At 70.6% G+C, this 18118-nt stretch carries 21 protein-coding genes; 9 read left to right on the forward strand and 12 right to left on the reverse strand.

What is annotated here, in order from left to right:
* Positions 1-142 precede the first annotated feature (142 nt).
* Positions 143-775 carry a LysE family translocator gene (locus AB0C30_RS27125; RefSeq protein WP_357949343.1) on the reverse strand — a complete coding sequence of 211 codons (633 nt, stop codon included), beginning with the start codon at positions 773-775 and terminating at the stop codon, positions 143-145.
* Positions 776-895: 120 nt separating this feature from the next.
* Positions 896-1756 carry a LysR family transcriptional regulator gene (locus tag AB0C30_RS27130; protein WP_357949345.1) on the reverse strand — a complete coding sequence of 287 codons (861 nt, stop codon included), beginning with the start codon at positions 1754-1756 and terminating at the stop codon, positions 896-898.
* Positions 1757-1848: 92 nt separating this feature from the next.
* Here AB0C30_RS27130 and AB0C30_RS27135 point away from each other — a divergent pair, with 92 nt between their 5' ends.
* From AB0C30_RS27135 to AB0C30_RS27155, 5 genes are all read left to right on the forward strand, one after another.
* Positions 1849-2379 (forward strand): cysteine dioxygenase family protein, encoded by a 531-nt coding sequence (locus tag AB0C30_RS27135; RefSeq protein WP_357949348.1) that lies wholly within the window; start codon positions 1849-1851, stop codon positions 2377-2379.
* 75 nt (positions 2380-2454) lie between these two features.
* Complete coding sequence (locus AB0C30_RS27140) at positions 2455-2964, forward strand: pyridoxamine 5'-phosphate oxidase family protein (RefSeq protein ID WP_357949350.1); 510 nt, start codon at positions 2455-2457, stop codon at positions 2962-2964.
* Positions 2965-3005: 41 nt separating this feature from the next.
* On the forward strand, positions 3006-3548 hold the full coding sequence (locus AB0C30_RS27145; RefSeq protein ID WP_357949353.1) for a helix-turn-helix domain-containing protein: 543 nt from the start codon (positions 3006-3008) through the stop codon (positions 3546-3548).
* 137 nt (positions 3549-3685) lie between these two features.
* A complete protein-coding gene (locus AB0C30_RS27150; protein ID WP_357949356.1) occupies positions 3686-4396 on the forward strand; it encodes a sulfotransferase family protein in 711 nt (236 codons plus the stop codon).
* Positions 4397-4479: 83 nt separating this feature from the next.
* Positions 4480-5073, forward strand: a complete 594-nt coding sequence (locus AB0C30_RS27155) for a TetR family transcriptional regulator (RefSeq protein WP_357949358.1) — start codon at positions 4480-4482, stop codon at positions 5071-5073.
* Between the two features lie 2 nt (positions 5074-5075).
* Here AB0C30_RS27155 and AB0C30_RS27160 read toward each other — a convergent pair whose 3' ends face one another.
* Both AB0C30_RS27160 and AB0C30_RS27165 read right to left on the reverse strand, forming a co-directional pair.
* Entirely contained in the window at positions 5076-5669 is a 594-nt protein-coding gene (locus AB0C30_RS27160; RefSeq protein ID WP_357949362.1) for a hypothetical protein, read from the reverse strand.
* Between the two features lie 89 nt (positions 5670-5758).
* Complete coding sequence (locus AB0C30_RS27165; protein WP_357949364.1) at positions 5759-6583, reverse strand: NAD(P)H-binding protein; 825 nt, start codon at positions 6581-6583, stop codon at positions 5759-5761.
* Positions 6584-6668: 85 nt separating this feature from the next.
* On the opposite strand from AB0C30_RS27165, the gene AB0C30_RS27170 reads away from it, so the two are divergent.
* Positions 6669-7619, forward strand: a complete 951-nt coding sequence (locus AB0C30_RS27170; RefSeq protein ID WP_357949367.1) for an Lrp/AsnC family transcriptional regulator — start codon at positions 6669-6671, stop codon at positions 7617-7619.
* A gap of 38 nt (positions 7620-7657) precedes the next feature.
* Here the strand turns inward: AB0C30_RS27170 and AB0C30_RS27175 are convergent, their stop codons facing one another.
* Positions 7658-9013: a dipeptidase gene (locus AB0C30_RS27175; RefSeq protein ID WP_357949370.1), complete on the reverse strand. Its 1356-nt coding sequence runs from the start codon at positions 9011-9013 to the stop codon at positions 7658-7660.
* 231 nt (positions 9014-9244) lie between these two features.
* Here AB0C30_RS27175 and AB0C30_RS27180 point away from each other — a divergent pair, with 231 nt between their 5' ends.
* Entirely contained in the window at positions 9245-10627 is a 1383-nt protein-coding gene (locus tag AB0C30_RS27180; RefSeq protein WP_357949373.1) for an aspartate aminotransferase family protein, read from the forward strand.
* A gap of 29 nt (positions 10628-10656) precedes the next feature.
* Entirely contained in the window at positions 10657-11772 is a 1116-nt protein-coding gene (gene ald / locus AB0C30_RS27185; protein ID WP_357949376.1) for an alanine dehydrogenase, read from the forward strand.
* 27 nt (positions 11773-11799) lie between these two features.
* Here the strand turns inward: ald and AB0C30_RS27190 are convergent, their stop codons facing one another.
* The 7 genes from AB0C30_RS27190 to AB0C30_RS27220 all read right to left on the reverse strand — a co-directional run bounded on the left by AB0C30_RS27190 (position 11800) and on the right by AB0C30_RS27220 (position 16574).
* Positions 11800-13188, reverse strand: coding sequence for a tetratricopeptide repeat protein (locus AB0C30_RS27190; protein ID WP_357949378.1), 1389 nt, complete (start codon positions 13186-13188; stop codon positions 11800-11802).
* 52 nt (positions 13189-13240) lie between these two features.
* Positions 13241-14263, reverse strand: coding sequence for a sulfite exporter TauE/SafE family protein (locus AB0C30_RS27195; protein WP_357949380.1), 1023 nt, complete (start codon positions 14261-14263; stop codon positions 13241-13243).
* Between the two features lie 2 nt (positions 14264-14265).
* Positions 14266-14466 (reverse strand): hypothetical protein, encoded by a 201-nt coding sequence (locus AB0C30_RS27200; RefSeq protein WP_357949382.1) that lies wholly within the window; start codon positions 14464-14466, stop codon positions 14266-14268.
* A gap of 114 nt (positions 14467-14580) precedes the next feature.
* Complete coding sequence (locus tag AB0C30_RS27205; protein WP_357949385.1) at positions 14581-14820, reverse strand: hypothetical protein; 240 nt, start codon at positions 14818-14820, stop codon at positions 14581-14583.
* A 141-nt stretch (positions 14821-14961) separates the two neighbouring features.
* Positions 14962-15711 carry a class I SAM-dependent methyltransferase gene (locus AB0C30_RS27210; RefSeq protein WP_357949388.1) on the reverse strand — a complete coding sequence of 250 codons (750 nt, stop codon included), beginning with the start codon at positions 15709-15711 and terminating at the stop codon, positions 14962-14964.
* Positions 15712-15881: 170 nt separating this feature from the next.
* The gene (locus AB0C30_RS27215; protein ID WP_357949390.1) at positions 15882-16349 is read right to left on the reverse strand and encodes a Clp protease N-terminal domain-containing protein; all 468 of its coding nucleotides are present in this window, start codon (positions 16347-16349) and stop codon (positions 15882-15884) included.
* A gap of 27 nt (positions 16350-16376) precedes the next feature.
* Positions 16377-16574, reverse strand: a complete 198-nt coding sequence (locus AB0C30_RS27220; RefSeq protein WP_214633670.1) for a helix-turn-helix domain-containing protein — start codon at positions 16572-16574, stop codon at positions 16377-16379.
* Between the two features lie 56 nt (positions 16575-16630).
* Between AB0C30_RS27220 and AB0C30_RS27225 the strand changes: the two genes are divergently transcribed.
* Positions 16631-18109: an FAD-dependent monooxygenase gene (locus tag AB0C30_RS27225; RefSeq protein WP_357949393.1), complete on the forward strand. Its 1479-nt coding sequence runs from the start codon at positions 16631-16633 to the stop codon at positions 18107-18109.
* Positions 18110-18118 lie beyond the last annotated feature (9 nt).

Below are 18118 nucleotides of genomic sequence, written 5' to 3' on the forward strand. Positions count from 1 at the left end.
TCGTCCCCCGACGAGGGTGCCACCATTATCCCATCCGGGCTCGCCCCCAGGCAGGAAATTGCCCCGCTTACTATGTCTCCGCACCCGTGACCAGGGCGGCCAGGTGCTACGGCTTCTTGCCTGTGACCAGGACGGTCAGGTGCTACGCCTTCTCACCCGTGAGCAGGGCGGCCAGGCCGAGGTAGACGAGGCCGCTGCCGATGTCGAGGCGGCGCCGCGCCCGCGTGGAGCGGCGGACCCGGCCGGCCAGGGCCGAGGAGAGCAGCGCGTACGTGCCGTCGGTGGTCATCCCGAGCCCCATCCAGACCAGCCCGAGCACCAGGATCTGCGGCGCGACCGGCCCCGCCGCCGGATCCGTGAACTGCGGCAGGAAGGCCAGGAAGAAGATGGCGGTCTTGGGGTTGAGCACGTTGACCACGAAGCCCTCCCAGAACATCCGCCGCTTGGAATGCGTCTCCACCTCGACCGCTTCCTCGGCCGAGGCGGAGGTCCGGTTCATCAGCTTGCGCACCCCGAGCCAGACGAGGTAGGCGACGCCCGCGTACTTGATCACGGTGAACGCCGTGGCGGAGGCGGCCACCAGCGCGCTGATGCCCAGGGCGGCGGCGACCACGTGCACCACCGAGCCCGTGTGGACGCCGAGCACCGAGACCAGGCCCGCCGACCTGCCTTGCGCGACGCTCCTGGTGACGATGAACAGAACCGCGGGACCCGGCACCAGGAGAAGGGCCAGGGTGGCCGCGCAGAAGAGAGCGAGCGTCGCGAAATCCGGCATGTCGCTCATGGTAGGCGTGCGCCCCTCGCTGCAGTCAACGGGATTCCGCGCCGTCACGCCGTCACGACACGATGGATGGCAGGCGCCCTCGCTGCTGCCAACCGATTTCCGCGCGATGGGTCAGACGCTCTCCACCAGGGCCGACAGCAGCGCCTCGGTGGCCAGCGGGTGGGGCGGGTCGCCGTAGACCGCCGCGTACACGTGCCTGATGGAGCCCGGGATCGGGGCCACCTCCACGTCCGGATGCCGGTGCGCGCTGAGCGCCAGTCCGGGCAGCACAGTGGGCCCCATGCCCGCCGCCACCAGCGCCTGTACGGCCACGATGTCGTCGCTGGTGAAGGAGATTCGCGGCTCGAACCCCGCCTTGGCGCAGATGTCGAGCAGATGGCTACGGCACCGGTCACACCCGGCGATCCAGGGGTCCCCGGCGTGTGCCCCCAAATCCCCCGAGCCGCCAGAGAACACCAGGTAGCTCGGGTCGTCGAGCAGGTGGATCATCTGGATCCCCGGGTCCTCCGGCGCCGTGTCGTCGTAGCGGAACATCACCGCCACATCCACCCGCCCGCTCCGCAGCAGCCGGAGCGCCTCCGGCGGCTCGGTCTCCGTGAGGTGCAGCCGCAGCCCGGGATGCGAACCCGCCAGCCGGGTCGCCGTCCTGGGGATGAAGGTGCCCAGCGCCGAGGGGAACGCGGCCAGCCGGGCCCGCCCCGAGCGCAGCCCCACGTGCGCGGCGAGCTCGTCGGCGGTGGCGTCGAGGCGGCCGATGATGTCGTCGGCCCGCGTGGTGAGCAGCTTGCCGGCCTCCGTGAGCCGGATGCCCCGCCCGACGCGCTGCACGAGCTTGGCGCCGGTCTCGGCTTCGAGACGGGCGAGGTGGTGGCTGACCGACGGCTGCGAGTAGTGCAGCTCCTTGGCGGCGGCGGTCAGCGAGCCCGTACGCGCGACGGCGACAAGGACGCGGAGCCGTACGACATCCAGCATTCATCAACCATATCTATTGATGAGCCACAAAACTTCTGTTGGACCTATGGATCTCGACGTAGCACTGTAAGAGGGGAGAGAGGGAGGCAAACATGGACACGGTGCTGATTCGGCCGGGGCTCGACGCCCTCGTGTCGGACATCGGCGACATCACCGCCCGCCGTCTCGCCCCGAGGGAGACCGCGTTCGCGGTGGCGGATCTGCTCCGCCCGCGGCTGCCCGGGCTCGACCTGCTCACGGCGGAGGAACGAGCGGGATCGCCCGAGACGTACGTGTCCCAGGCGCTGTACGCGTGTGACGATTTCTCGATCGTGACGGTCGTATGGCGGCCGGGCCAGTACACGGTGATCCACGACCACGTGTCGTGGTGCGCGTTCGGCGTGATCAGCGGGATCGAACACGAGACGCTCTACCGGGACATGGGGGACCACCTGCTGGAGATCGGACAGGCCGCCAACCTGCCGGGAGAGGCCAGCGGGTTCGCGCCGCCCGGCGACATCCACAAGGTGATCAATGTGAGTGACGAGGTCGGGGTGTCGGTGCACGTGTACGGGGCCGACGTGAGCAGGCTCGGCAGCAGCGTGCGCCGGGTCTACGACCTGCCCGTCAGGACGCCGGCCTAGTCACCGGCTCTCACCGATGAGTTTCCACCTGCGGAGCGGTCAGTACCCGGGTAGGCCCATCGAGGAGAAGCCATCATGGAACCGATCACCGAGCTGGACGCCAGATACAGCGCCGAGGGCGCCACCGCGACCGAGTGGGCACGGGCGCGCGACACCCTGGAACACGCCCAGACATTCTGGCTGGCCACCGTACGCTCCGACGGCAGCCCGCACGTCACGACCCTGCTGGCCGTCTGGCAGGACGGCACGCTCTACTTCTGTACCGGCGCGGGCGAGCAGAAGGCCCGCAACCTGGAGTCCAACCAGCACTGCACGCTCACGACCGGCACCAACTCTCTGCAGGAGGGCCTCGACGTGGTCGTGGAAGGCGTCGCGGAGCGGGTCACCGACACCGGCCGGCTCAAGCGGCTCGCCGACGCCTACGGGGACAAGTACGGCAGCGACTGGCGCTTCGAGGTGGACGACGACGCCTTCCTGAACTCGGGCGGCGACCGGGCGCTGGTGTTCGCGGTGGCCCCGGCCAAGGCGTTCGGCTTCCGCAAGGGCGACTTCAGCCAAACCCGCTGGCGCTTCCAGCGCCGCTAGCCTTCCGCAAGGGTGCTTCCAGCGCGGCTAGGCTGAGCCGTATGCCGGCAGAGCGCCCCAGGCGGGCGGACGCGCGCCGCAACCACGACGCGGTCCTGGCCGCGGCCAGGAAGCTGTTCGCCGAGCGCGGCGTGGACGTGCCGCTCGACGACGTCGCCCGCCATGCCGGGGTCGGCAACGCGACGATGTACCGGCACTTCCCGACCCGCCAGGATCTGATCATCGCCGTCTACGCCGACGAGGTGACCGAGCTGTGCGAGAGCGGTGACGCCCTCCTGACGGCCGGTTCGCCGGGCGACGCGTTGCACGAGTGGCTGGGCGCCTTCGTCGCGCACGTCGCCGGCAAGCGCGACCTGGCGCTGGAACTCCCGCGCGACGGCTCGGCGCTGTTCGGCGAGTGGCACGAGAAGATGCTGGCCACCGCCTCTGCCCTGCTCATCAGGGCCCAGGACGCGGGCGAGGTCCGCGCCGACCTGACCGTCCGCGAGCTGATGACCCTCGCCAACGCGATAGCGCTGACCGGCTCGGACCAGTCCGCGCGGCTGCTCGACCTGCTCAGGTACGGGACGGCCGGCAGGCGCTGACCCGCCCAAAAGCGCGGCCAAAAGCGGCACCGGCCCGGCCATAATGGGAAAAAATGTACAAGCGTTGAGATCTGTGGGCTAGTCCTTTACTCTCAGCCAGAGGCGCGCGTCAGCCGCTGGAAACGGGAGGCACAGCAATGCTGAAAGTGATCGGCGCGGGGTTCCCGCGTACCGGAACCAGCTCGATGAAGGCCGCGCTGGAGCGGCTCGGCTTCGGCCCCTGCTACCACATGTTCGAGATCCTGACCAAGCCCGAGCACGCCGACCGGTGGGTGAAAGTCACCTCCGGAGAGCCGGTGGACTGGGACCAGGTGTTCGACGGCTACCAGTCGGCCCAGGACTGGCCGGCCAGCGGGTTCTGGCGCGAGCAGGCGGCGGCCTACCCCGACGCCAAGGTCATCCTGACCGTCCGCGACCCCGCTCGCTGGTACGTCAGCATGCAGAATCTCTTCTCCAACGGCCCCGGCCGGACCATGTCCATGGACCCGTCGACGCTGCCACCCGCCGCGGCGAAGATCTTCGAGGGTATGCAGAAGATGCAGCCGGTGCTGAGCGCGATCGGGGAGGACACCTTCGGCCAGGGCTGGACCCCCATGGGCGGCATGCCCGACGAGAAGGTCGCCATCGAGGCGTTCGAGCGCCACCGGGCCACCGTCGAGGCGAGCCTGCCCGCGAGCCGGCTCCTGGTATTCGACGTGCGCCAGGGGTGGGAGCCGTTGTGCGAGTTCCTGGACGTCGAGGTTCCCGATGAGCCGTTCCCGCATCTCAACGACTCCGAGTCGCTGCAGCGCAGGATGGGCGAGCTGATGGCGGGGCAGTTCCCTTCGTCCATCGAGGAGGTCCGCTAGATCCGCTCGACCCGACGCCCTGCCCGGCCTCTGGTGGTGCCTGAGCCCGTTACCATCGGAGGCCAGCAGGAGGTGGTGGGCCCATGTCGACCGATGAGATCGCCGGCCAGGCGTGGGAGAACGAGAGCAAGGGCCAGCGCACTCGCCGCCGGATCCTGGAGGCCGCCCGCCGCACCTTCGGCGAGGTCGGCTACGAACGCGCCACCATCCGCGCGATCGCGGCCGAGGCGGACGTCGACAAGTCCTCGGTCATCCAATACTTCGGCACCAAGCAGCAACTGTTCCGGGAGTCGCTCGACCTTTGCCTCGACGTCGACTCCCTGACCACCGACGACCCGGGCCGCTCCGCCGAAAACTACCTGCGCGCCATGCTCGAGCGCTGGGCCGCCGTCCCCGACAGCCCGATGGCCGTACTCCTGCGCACCAGCATGACCAGCCAGGAAGCCGCCCAGCTGCTCCGCGAACACGTGACCTCGGAGGCGATCGACCGGATCGCGGCCGGGGTCCACGGTCCCGACGCGCGCCTGCGGGCGGCGCTGGCGGGCGCGATGATGTTCGGCATCACCGTCCACCGCCACCTGGTGCGCATGCCCGACCTGGCCGAGGCCGACCTCGACGATGTCCTCCGCCTGGCCGTACCGCTCATCCGCACGTTGCTCGAGGACGCCGACGCCTGATCTCAGAGCCTTCCGTCGCCTCCCACGCTGACCCGGAGCTGATCGCCGGCCAGCAGATCGGGCCGGTGGTGGCGGACCCGATCGCCCATCGGCCCGTGTTCCCACAGTGGGTCGACCACGCCAAGGGGAATGCTCAGTTTCTGTAATCCCGTCGCCGGGTCGACCGGCATCCGTTCCAGATGGCACAACAACCAGCCAGGAGCGCTGGGAGAAACCTCATATTCCCCCCAGCCGACCACGCCGATGCATTTCCTGGTTCCGGTCCGGACATAAATCCGGTCCGCCTCGGCGATGGTGCGCGGGCTCGGCACTCGACTTTCCACGACATCGACGCGCTCAATGTGCCGCCATGCCAGGCGTACGCGTGACCCGTACGCGTCTTCCATCTCCACGCCTTGAGCGGAGAAACGTACGACCGTGTCGGCGGCCATCTGTCGGTGCCAGGCCAGCCGTACGCCAATGGCGAGCATCGCCATTACCGCGGCGGTCAACCCCCATGCGACATGAGAGCCCGGGAGCATCAGGCATACCGGGACCAACAGGATGAGCGGGCTGAATAATCGGGCAGCGGTCGCGAGCGAGAATTCGCGCACCATGCGAAACTCCTCCATAAATCAAAACTGACGTCCGGTGACATAGGTGTCAATCCGGTGCGCCCGCCCCCCGCTCACCCTGTCAGCCCCCGTCAGCTGAAGTCGGCCGCGTGGTCCATGGCCCATTGGCGCAGGGATCGTGCCGGGGCCCCGGTGACGTCATTGACGGTGGCGGTCAGCACTGGGGGCGGCCCGGCGAGCATGGCGGCGTAGCCGTCGAGCAGCACGTCGACGAAGGAGTCGGGGAAGCTCTCGTCGGCCAGCAGCCGCTCTCGGGCCTGCTCGCGGGTGAGCTCCCGCCAGCGCAGCGGCCGGCCCAGTGCCTCGCCGATGACGCGGACCTGCTCGGCCTGTGTGAGTACCTCCGGGCCGGTCAAGGTGTAGGTGGCGCCGTCGTGCCCCGGCTCGGTGAGGGCGCGGACCGCGACGGCCGCCATGTCGGCCTCATGGATCAGGGACATCGGCAGCTCGCCGTAAGCCCCCTCGACGACGTCACCGGCCCGGATCTGGTCGGCCCACCACAACGTGTTCACCGCGAAGGTGCTCGGCCTGATCATGGTGGACTCGATCCCGCAGCCGTGGACCAGCTTCTCCTGCTCCTCGAAGCTGAGATCGGGAACACCGCCCGTACCCAGGAAGACCACCCGGCGGGCCCGCCGGGCGATCACGTCGAGCACGGCGGGCAGCTGTTCGCCGGTGTGCAGCGGCCAGAGCAGGAACACCGCGTCGATGCCGTCCAGGCAGGCCGCGATGGTGTCCGGCGCGGACAGGTCGCCGCGCGTCACCTCGACCTCGGCGGGGAAGCGAGCGGTGCGCGGATCACGGGTGACCGCCCGTACGGCGTGGCCGCTCTCGCGCAGCTGGGTGATGATCTGGCCGCCGACGTTTCCGGTGGCGGCGAGGACGAGGATGTTCATGCGACGAGCGTCGCGCACGACCGTCCAACCGTCCCATTCAGGCGGCTAGGATCGCCGGAAACCGTCACCGCACAGGGATGTCTGGATGGATACCGTCGACAGGGGCCTGGTTCACGCGTTGCAGATCGACGGCCGGGCCCCGTTCAGGACGATCGCCGACGTGCTCGGGGTCTCGGAGAACACCGTGGCCCGGCGCTACCGGCGGCTGCGCGGCCAGGGTGTCCTGCGGGTGGCGGGCCTGGTCAACGGCGCTCGGCTGGGGCACACCCAGTGGACCATCCGGCTGCGCTGCACCCCGGACGCGGCCGTGCCGGTCGCCAAGGCGCTGGCCGCCCGTGACGATACGTCCTTCGTGTACCTGATGTCCGGCGGCACCGAGATCTCCTGCACCGTACGGACGCGCGGCACCCGCGACCAGGACGCCCTGTTGCTGGACAAACTGCCCCGCACCAGCCGGGTCGTCTCGGTCTCCGCTCACCTGCTGCTGCGCAATTTCGTCCTGCCGGACGGCTGGCAGGGGCTGGCCTGGCTGTCACCCGAACAGGCCGACCGGCTGCGCCCACCTCCGGTCGAGGCCGGAGACGGCCCGATCGACCTCGACGAGGGCGACAAGGCGCTGCTGCGGGCGCTCAATCTGGACGGCCGCGCGTCCTACGCCGAGCTGGCCGCCGCCACCGGCTGGTCGGAGACCACGGTGAAACGCCGCCTGTACGCGCTACGCGGCCAGGGAATCCTGAGCTACCAGCTCGACGTACCGCCTTCGGCGCTCGGATTCGGCACCGAGGCCCGGCTGTGGATCGCCGCCCCGCCGGCCAAGGCGGTCGAGGTCGGTGCGGCGCTGGCGCGGCATCCCGAGATCGCCTTCGCCGCCCTCACCACCGGCCCCACCAATCTGGTCGCGGCCCTGAACTGCCGCGACCCACTGGACCTCGGCCGTTACCTCACCGAACGGCTCGCCGCCCTGGAGGCCGTCACCACCATGGAGACGGCCCCCATCATCCGCACCGTCAAGCGCGGCGGATCGCTGAGGTTGTAGCGGGGAGCAGCGGCGGATCGCTGAGGTTGTAGGGGGAATCAGACGCCGAGCGCGGAGGGCAGGCTGAGCTCCCGCAGGAACAGCGCCTCGGCGGTGGCGACGCGGCGCAGCTCCTCCAGGTCCACCCGCTCGTTGGGCGCGTGGATGGCCGCCTCCTCGTCCTCGGCCCCGAACAGCAGGATCTCCGCCGCGGGGAACTGCTTCAGCAGCGTGTTCACCAGCGGAATCGACCCGCCCGCCCCAACGTCGCGCGGCGGCCGACCGAAGGCGCGCTCCATCGCCCGGTTGAGCGCCGTGCGGGCCTTGCCGCCCGAGTCGGCCTGGAAGCCCGACCCCACGGTGTAGTCGCCGAACGAGACCTGCGCGCCCCACGGCGTGACCTGCCGCAGGAACTCGACCACCGCGTTCACGGTCGTCTTGGGATCGCCGGACGGAGGGATGCGGACCGTGACGCGGGCGCGGGCCGCGGGCTGGACCGCGTTGATGGCGCCCGACACCGTGGGCGCGTCGATGCCGGTCACGGTGATGGCGTACGACGCCCACAGGCGGTCCGCCAAGGAGCCGGAGCCGACCAGCGACACGCCGTCCAGCACACCGGCGGTCTTGCGGAACTCCTCCTCCGACGGTCCCTGGCCGAGGAAGGTCCCGCGGGGCAGGCCCGGCACTCGGATGTCGCCGTTGTCGTCGTGCAGCGAGGTCAGCATGCGCATGAGCGCCGAGAGCGCGTCGGGGGCGGCGCCGCCGAACTGGCCGCTGTGCACCGGCTCGCGCAGGGTGCGGACCTCGATGGTGAACGCGGCCATGCCGCGCAGCGAGGTGGTGACCGCGGGGTCGCCGAGGCGCGGGTTGCCGCAGTCGGCCACCACGATGGCGTCGGCCCGCAGCAGGTCGGGATTGCGCTCGACGAACGCCTCCAGGCGCTCCCCGGCGTACTCCTCCTGGCCCTCGATGAGGACCTTCACCCCGACGGGGAACTGCCCCTGGAACGCGCGCAGGGCGGTGACGTGCGAGATGATGCCCGACTTGTCGTCCGCGGTGCCCCGGCCGTACAGCTGGCCGTCGATCAGGGTCGGCTCGAACGGCGAGGTGCGCCAGGCGGCCGGGTCACCGGCGGGCTGCACGTCATAGTGCGCGTAGAGCAGCACCGTGGGCGCGCCGGGCGGCGCGGCCACCTCGCCGTACACCGCGGGGAAGCTGCCCTCGACCGCGACCCGCTGCACGTGCGTCAGCCCCGTGCTACGCAGGAGCTCCTCGGTCATGGCGGCGGCGGCGAGCACGGGCTCCTCGGGATGCCCGGGGAAGGCCACCGACGGGATGGCGGCGAGCCGCTTGAGGTCCTCGACGGACTGCGGCATCGCGGCCGCGACGGCGCTCTCGATCTGGTCAGGAGTCACGGACGGTCCCCCGGGGTCGTTCTCGATGGTTAACGCCTCATTGCATCACAAAGCCTTCACAAACCGTGAAACGGGCATGACATGCGCACTCATCTACCTGCGGATTTCGCAGCTGTTACATACCGTTCCTGCGGATCTCGGTTTTCTTGCACACTGCTGCGACGCTTTCGCTTGGCAAACCCGAGGTGAACATGCAGACTGTGGGGAGATCAGACACGAGGGAAGATAATCATGACGCAGCCGGAAAACGAGATTCTCAAGGCCGCGCAGGATCACCTGTGGTTGCACTTCACGAGGCACAGCGCCTACCAGCAGGCGGAGATCCCGACCATCGTTCGCGGTGAGGGCTCCTACATCTACGACATCCACGGCAAACGCTACCTGGACGGCCTGGCGGGACTCTTCGTGGTCCAAGCCGGTCACGGCCGGAGCGAGCTGGCCGAGGCGGCCGCCAAGCAGGCACAGGAACTCGCCTTCTTCCCGCTGTGGTCCTACGCGCACCCGAAGGCGGCCGAGCTGGCACAGCGGCTCGCGAGCCTGGCCCCCGGCGATCTCAACAGGGTCTTCTTCACCACCGGCGGCGGCGAGGCGGTCGAGTCCGCCTGGAAGCTGGCCAAGCAGTACTACAAGCTCATCGGCAAGCCGCTCAAGCACAAGGTCATCAGCCGCCAGATCGCCTACCACGGCACCCCGCAGGGCGCCCTGTCGATTACCGGCATCCCGGCGTTCAAGCAGATGTTCGAGCCGCTCGTGCCCGGTTCGGTGCGGGTACCGAACACGAACTACTACCGCGCCGACGAGATCAGCGGCATCAAGGGGATGAGCCCGGAGGAGTACGGCATCTGGGCCGCCGACCGCGTCGCCCGCGCGATCGAGATGGAGGGCCCCGACACGGTGGCCGCCGTCTTCGCCGAGCCGGTGCAGAACGCCGGCGGCTGCTTCCCGCCGCCGGCCGGCTACTGGCAGCGGTTGCGCGAGATCTGCGACGAGTACGACGTGCTGCTCGTCTCCGACGAGGTCATCTGCGCCTTCGGCCGGCTCGGCACGATGTTCGGCGGCCAGAAGTTCGACTACGTGCCCGACATCATCACCTGTGCCAAGGGCCTGACCAGCGGTTACTCGCCCATCGGGGCCATGATCGCGCACGACCGGCTGTTCGAGCCGTTCAAGAGCGGCGACCAGATGTTCGCCCACGGCTACACCTTCGGCGGGCACCCGGTCTCCGCGGCCGTGGCGCTGGCCAATCTCGACATCTTCGAGCGCGAGGACCTGCTCGGCCACGTCACCAAGAACGAGCCGCTCTTCCAGGCCACCCTCGACGGGCTCAAGGACCTGCCGATCGTCGGCGACGTCCGGGGCTCCGGCTACTTCTGGGGCATCGAGCTGGTCAAGGACAAGACCACCAAGGCGACGTTCACCGACGAGGAGTCGGAGCGGCTGCTGCGTGGGTTCCTGTCGAAGGCGCTGTTCGAGGCCGGGCTCTACTGCCGCGCCGACGACCGTGGCGACCCCGTCATCCAGCTCGCGCCGCCGCTGATCGCGGGGCCGAAGGAGTTCGACGAAATCGGGTCGATCCTCCGCAACGTGCTCACGGAAGCGTGGGCTCGCCTCTAACGACTGTTCAAGGAACGAAAGGATCAGCCATGAAGATCGGCGTGCCCGCCGAGGTCAAGAACCACGAATACCGAGTCGCCGCAACCCCGGCAGGCGTGCACGAGCTGGTCCGTCACGGCCACGACGTCACCGTTCAGCGCGGCGCGGGCCTGGGCTCGCACATCCCGGACGAGGAATACCTGGCGGCGGGCGCGAAGATCGTCGAAAGCGCCGACGCCGTGTGGGGCGAGGCGGAGATGGTGCTCAAGGTCAAGGAGCCCATCGCGGAGGAGTACCACCGGCTGCGCGAGGGCCTGGTGCTGTTCACCTACCTGCACCTGGCCGCCTCCCGGCCGTGCACCGACGCGCTGCTCGGCGCGAAGACGACGGGCATCGCGTACGAGACCGTGCAGGTCGGCAACAGCCTGCCGCTGCTCGCCCCGATGTCGGAGGTCGCGGGCCGCCTGGCTCCGCAGGTGGGGGCGTACAACCTGATGCGCTTCAACGGCGGACGCGGCGTGCTGCCGGGCGGGGTGCCCGGTGTGGCCCCGGCCAAGGTGGTCGTGATCGGCGGCGGCGTCTCCGGGCTGAACGCCGCCCAGATCGCCGTCGGCATGGGCGCCGAGGTCACCGTCCTCGACACGAACGTCGACCGCCTGCGCTTCATCGACGCCATCTATCAGGGCCGGCTCAAGACGCTGGTCTCCACCTCGTACGCGATCGAGCGGGAGGTGCTGAACGCCGACCTGGTCATCGGCGCGGTCCTGATCCCGGGCGCCAAGGCCCCGACGCTGGTCTCGAACGACCTGGTCTCGCGCATGAAGAAGGGCTCGGTGCTCGTCGACATCGCCATCGACCAGGGCGGCTGCTTCGAGGACTCCCGCCCGACCACGCACGCCGAGCCGACCTACACCGTGCACGGATCGATCTTCTACTGCGTGGCGAACATGCCGGGCTCGGTGGCCAACACCTCCACCTACGCCCTGACCAACGCGACGCTCCCGTACGCCGTCAAGCTGGCCGACCTGGGCTGGCGGGACGCGCTCAAGGCGGACGCGGGCCTGGCGGGCGGGCTCAACACCTACGACGGGCTGCTCACCAACGGGCCGGTCGCGCAGGCGCTCGAACTCCCGGTAACGCCGGTGACCGAGGTCCTCGCCGCCTGACCAACTGTTTGGAGCACAGCGGCTTGGCTAACGGACGCCGAGCCGCTGTCGCAGGTCGCGGGCCGTGGCGAGGACGTGGTCGATCTCGCCGGGGCTGGGCCAGGGCGCGCTGCCCGGACGCAGCAACGTGCCGCGCACCGACGCCAGGTGCTCGATCGCGCTGGCGTGCAGGCCGCTGCGCCGGGCCAGCCAGCCCAGCACGTCCGCGTGGTCGTGCAACGGTCTGGTCGCCAGGTCCCAGGTGCCGAGAATCTCGGCCAGCTCGCGTACGGCCAGCGGGACGCCGCCCCTGCGGCCCGTGGCGGACGCCGCCAGCTCGGCCCGCGCGGCCAGTTCGGGCTCGGCCGGCCGGTCCCATGACGGAGGCGGCGGGTCGGCCAGCCACCGCGCGGCCTCCTCCGTCTCCCCTGCCGCCGACAGCAGCCCGGCCAGCTCGATGGCCGCCTGGTGATGTCCGGCCAGCGCGGCCTGCCGGAACCAGTGCCGACCGGCCGCCAGGTCGTTGAACTCGGCGATGAGCAGCAGCCCGAAGTGGAAGGCGGACTCGGCGTCGCCGCTGGCCGCCGCCCGGCCGAACCAGTGGCCGGCCCCGGCGGTGTCGCCCAGTTCCACGCAGACGAACCCGGCCATCCGCTGGTCCGCCAGCCGGCCCGCGCTCGCGGCCCGCTCGAACCAGGCGCGGGCCGTACGCAGGTCTCCGTGGGCCAGCGCGCTGCCGCCGAGCTGCGAGGCGGCGCCCGGGTGATCGCTCTTGGCGGCCAGCCGGAAGTAGGCGCCGGCGCCCTCGGGGTCACGGCTGGCCTGGAGGAGCAGGCCGAGGCAGTAGGCCGACTCGGCGTGGCCGCCGCGCGCGGCGCACTCCCACCAGTGCAGGGTCTCCTCGTCCTCGCCCGCCGCGTACGCCAGGAAGCCCAGGTCGTGCGCGGAGGCCGCGTCGCCGTCGGCGGCCGCTCTGCGGTGCCACTCGCGCGCGGCCGCGACCTCGCCCGCGTCCTCGCAGATCAGCGCCAGTCGCCGGGCGGCCGTCCGGGAGCCCTCGCGGGCCGCGATCTCGAACCAGCGCCGGGCGGCCGGCACGTCTCCGCGCTGCTCCAGCAGCAACGTGGCCAGGTTGACCGCGGCCTCGACGTCGCCGGTGGCGGCGGCCAGTTTGTACCAGGAGACGGACTCCTCCAGGCTGCCGTGCTTCTCGTGCCAGACGCCGAGGTTGTAGGCACTGTCGATGTTGCCGCCCGCCGCCGCCCGTTCCCACCACTCCTTGGCCGCCGAGCGGTCGCCTCGCTGAGCGCAGAGCCGGCCGAGCCGGTGCGCCGCCTGCGGGTCGCCGGCCCGAGCGGCCATCAGCAGCTCGGGCTCGTCTCCCACCCGTGGCGCCGGAATCGCCGGTGCCGCCACCTCCTCTTGCCACCACGCCATGGCCACAGGGTGCCAGGTAATCGCGCGAATGCGAACAGTAATCGCCGAGGGACTAGGAGAAGTTGATGTAGCCGCTGTACATCCCCATCCCGCATACGTAACGAAGCGACCCCGGGCGCTGCGGCGGCAGGTGCACCGTCGCGGGAAGGGCGACGTCGCGCCCGGCGATGGTGACCGTGCTCGTACAGCCCTGGTCGGCCAGCTTGAAGACGATCTCGACGGGGACTCCGGCACGGGCGGTCACGATCTGCGGCCGGTAGCCGTCGCGGGTCGCCCAGACGGTGACCGTATGGGCACCCTGCCCGGCGCTGTCCCCGCCTGACGCCGCCGAACCTGCCGAACCTGCTGGACCCGCCCAACCTGTCGAGCCCGCCGGACCCGCCAAGCCCGTAGGACCCGCCAGTCCCGCCAGCCCCGCCAAACCTGCCAGTCCCGCCGAACCTGCCGGAGCCGCGAGCCAGCCGCCCAGGCTGACACCCGAGCCGACCGTCCACAGGCCGGCCGCGAGCGCCGCCACCCCGGCCAGCCGGGCGAGCCTGGTCCGCGAGACGCGCCGCAGGACCCAGCCGAGCAGCGCGAAGGCGGGCGCGGTGCCGAGCACGAATCCGGTCATCACCGCCGCGCCGCCCAGCGGCGAGCCACTGGAGACCGCGACCATCTCCATGCCGAGTGTCACCCCGCAGGGGATGAGGATGGTGGCCGCGCCCAGCAGCGGCGCGCTCCGGGGCGCCCGCCTGGGGGCCTCGCAGCCGGGTTGCCGCCGGCGGAGCAGCCTGATCGCGTACGTGATGACCGCGATGCCCGCCGCCACGAGCAGCAGCGCCCGCGCCTGCGGAGGCAGGCTGACGGCCGAGCCCGCCAGGCCGAGCAGTGCCCCGGCGGCCGCGTAGGCGAGCAGCCGACCCGCCAGGAACCACCCCACGAGCACGGGATCGCGCGACGGCCCCCGCTCGTCGCCATCGCAGCCGCCCGAGGTGAGGCCCACGAGCAGCCCGCCCTGCACCGCGGTGCAGGACGCGGTCCCCGCCACCAGCCCAGCGGCGAGCCCGCTGGCGAGCAGGGTGATGGCCTGCACGGTCAGCCGTGGAGCGCCAGGTCGTCCAGCGCTCCGCTCTTGGCCGCCTCGACGATCGAGCCGAACTGGTCGAGGCTCATCTCCACCCGCTGCCCGAAGTCGTCGGTGATCAGCACCTGACGCTCTTCCGGCGCCGAACGGTCGACGAACAACTCGGGGCAGCCACAGTTGCATTGGCCGCAGAATCGGGCGATCGACTGCATAAGGGCCCCCACTTCTCGACAGTCTCTAGAGGCAACTTAACGTCGCGAACCGGATGCGGCCAGTCACAGTTGTTTTACTCGCGTGACGGTTTAGGTTTTGCCGTGGTGGGTGGGTCAGCTCTTGAGCACTGATATCCGCTGGAAGTACTCGTCGTCGCTCATCTCGCCGCGCGCGTACCGCTCCGCGAGGATCCGCTCCGCGGACGTGGTCGCTCCGGCTTCGGTACGGTGCCGGCGACCTTTCTGCCAGGTCCGAACGGCCAGGGCGACGACGGCCACCCAGAACAGGCCCCAGAGAACCGGGATGATCGGCCAGAATCCAGCGCCCCAGCCCCAATGCGTCATTGTGTTCATACGTTGAGGATCGCCACCGTGCGGCCCCGGCGCATCGGACCGTGGGCTCGTCGTGCGCTCCACCCAGGGGAGTGTCCGGCCGCTTTTGTCGTACGCCCGCGGAGGTAGTCGGATGCCCAGCCGCAGGGGCCGGGCGACGCGTCAGGCTCTGGCCTCGATCAGGAAACGGGTGGAATGGGCGATGAACGGCCCGTCTTCCTGGATGCGTTCGTGCAGCTCGCGCAGCTCTTTCCGGTAGCGGTCGACCGAGAAGTCCGGCACGGTCCAGATCACCTTGCGCAGGAAATAGATCACCGCGCCGATGTCCCGGAACTCCATCCGCAACGACTCGGTCCGCAGATCGACCACGGTGAGCCCGGCCTGCACGGCCGCCGCCCTGGCCTTCTCGGGGTCGCGGCTGGAGCCGTCCTGCGGGCCCATGAAGAATTCGGTCAGCTCGGCGACGCTGCGTGCGCCCACCTGCTGGGAGAAGTAGGTGCCACCCGGCCTGAGTACGCGGGCGATCTCGGCCCACCAGGTGCGCACCGGGTGACGGCTGACGACGAGGTCGAAGGCCGCCGTGCGGAACGGCAGGCGGGGCAGCTCGTCGTCGGCCACCACCGCGGCGCCGCGGGCGCGCAGCCGCTTGGCGGCCAGGGCGAGGTTGGGCGGCCACGACTCGGTGGCGACGGTGACCGGCGGGAGCTTCGGGACCCCGGCCAGGATCTCGCCGCCGCCGGTCTCGATGTCGAGCGCGGCCTCGGCGGTGGCCATCCGGCCGGCCAGCCGGCGGGAGTATCCCCAGGAGGGGCGGGCCTCCGTCGCCCGGCCGTCGAGCCAGGAGAAGTCCCAGCCGTCCACGGAGACCGACTCGGCCTCTGCGACTAGGTCGTCGAACGTGCGGTGGTCCATCGTTCGAGCCTGCCAGTGGGGTGAGGCACGATCAACCCGATTTCGGCCGGTCGGTCGGTTGTCGGTGGGCCAGTCACCGGTCGGTCAGTTAGGCGGCCGGTCGGTCGGTCGGCCGGTCACCGGTGGTCGGTCGGTTGTCGGTCGTCGTGGGCAGGGCACCGGCCGGTCGGTTAGGCGGCCAGGCGGGCGCGGACCTCGGCGCGGTCGATGCCGAGCTGGTCGATCAGCTCGGCCACCGGATCGGGCCGTCCCTGCGCGAGCAGGGCCAGCAGCAGCTGGGCCGGCGCGGCGGTGTTCCTGACCTTGCGGGTGGTCGTCTTGATCGTCTGGTTGATCGCCGCCCGCGCGCTGGACGTCAGCGCGGTGCCCGGCACGGCCGGATGCTTGCGCGGCCGTGCCCGCGGTACATCGCCGACGTCGATCCCGAGCGCCCGCAGCGACGCCCGGTCGAGCTCTTCGAGTGCCGCCCGCGCCCGTTCCAGATCCACGCCGAGCGCTCGGGCGGGGGCCAGATCCGGCTGGCGCAGCAACCCGAGCAGCAGATGCTCGGTCCCCAGCCGCCGGTCGCCGCGCTGCCTGGCCTCTTCCAGCGCCGCGGTCACGACCACCGCGAACGGGCTCTTCTCCTTGCCGAACATGCCACTCCTAACCTGCCGTAATTAGCGTCACTTTCCGTACTTCGCGTGTACCGACTGCCGCGACATGCCGAGCGCGTCGCCGATCTGCTCCCACGTCCACCCCTGCTCCCTGGCCAGGGCCACGGAGACGGCTTCGACCTGCTCGGCCAGCCGGTGCAGGGCGCCGACCGCGCGCAGTCCCATGGCGGGGTCGTTCGACTTGATGCGTTCAGAGAGTTCTCCCATGTCCACGTCGTCAGGCTAGATTGACAGGCGAAGTTTGTCAATCTAGCCTGACAGGCATGGAAGAAGTAGTGATCATAGGAGCGGGCCCCACGGGGCTCATGCTGGCCTGCGAGCTGCGCCTGGCCGGTGTCCGTACGACCGTGCTGGAGAAGAGAGCCGAGCCTGGCGACCTCCCCAAGGCCAACGGCCTGGGCGGGCAGATCATCCAGCTGCTCGACCATCGGGGTCTGCTCGAACGGTTCAGCGCGGGCAGCCCGTTCGCCGGACGCGCGCCGGGCTTCCCGTTCGGCTCGGTGCCCTTGAAGTTCGCCGAACTGGGCGGCGAGTCCCCGTTACAGCTGCTGATGATCCAGCAGCCCCGTCTGGAGCGGCTGCTGCGGGAGCGCGCGGCCGAGCTCGGCGCCGAGATCAGCTGGGACCACCGGCTGAGGACGCTCGCCCAGGACGACGAAGGCGTGACGCTGGAGGGTGACGGCTTCCGGCTCCAGGCCCGCTACGTCGTCGGCTGCGACGGCGGCCACAGCCCGGTACGCGAGCAGGCGGGCATCGGCTTCCCCGGCACGACGGACGACGAGGTGCTGCGGCTCGGCCACTTCGCGGCGCCGGATGCGAGGATTTTCGACACACCACAGGTCAATGGCCTGCAGCAGGGCTGGAACCATACCCCGAACGGCCGCTTGCTGCTCACCTCGCTCCAGTCCGGCGTCCACATCGTCGGCGTACGCGAGAAGGGGACGGCGCCCGCCACGGCCGTCACACTGGCGGAGTTCGAGGCCGCGGTGCGCCGGGTCATCGGCGTCGACCTGCCGCTGGGCGAGCCCATCTGGCTGTCGAGCACCGTCTCGCAGGCCCGCGTCGCCGACCGCTATCGCGAGGGCCGGGTGTTCCTGGCGGGTGACGCCGCCCACCTGTTCCCCGCGGGCGGCTCGGCGCTGAACGTCGGCCTGATGGACACCGCCAACCTCGCCTGGAAGCTGGCCGCCCACCTGCACGGCCAGGCCCCGCCCGGCCTGCTCGACACGTACGAGTCGGAACGCCGCCCGGTGGCCGTCCACACCCTGCGCCACACCCGCGCCCAGGCGGTCCTGGAACGCCTCACCGGCGAGGACGGCGCGGCCCTGCGCGACCTCCTCGCGGAACTGTTCGCCTTCGACCAGCCCTTGAGTCGTCTCGGCGAGATGCTCCAGGGCTCCGACATCCGGTACGGGACCCTGCCCCAGGGCTCCGACATCCGGTACGGCGCCGCGCCCCACCCACTGACCGGCCGATTCGCCCCCGACCTGGCACTGACCACCACGGAAGGGCCGACCCGGGTGGCGGAGCTCATGCGCCCGGCCGGCTGGGTACTGCTCAACCTGGGCCCTTCGGAGCTGGGCGACCTGGTCGGCGACGACCGCCTCCACGTCGTCGCCGCGCACTGCCCGGACCCGCCCGCCGACGTCCTGCTGATCCGCCCCGACGGCTACGTGGCCTGGGCGGGCACGGACGGCCTGCCCGAGGCGATGACCACCTGGCTCACCCCCCAACCGGCGTAACGAGCATCA

This window comes from Nonomuraea sp. NPDC048901, from assembly GCF_040649695.1.
GTDB lineage: Bacteria > Actinomycetota > Actinomycetes > Streptosporangiales > Streptosporangiaceae > Nonomuraea.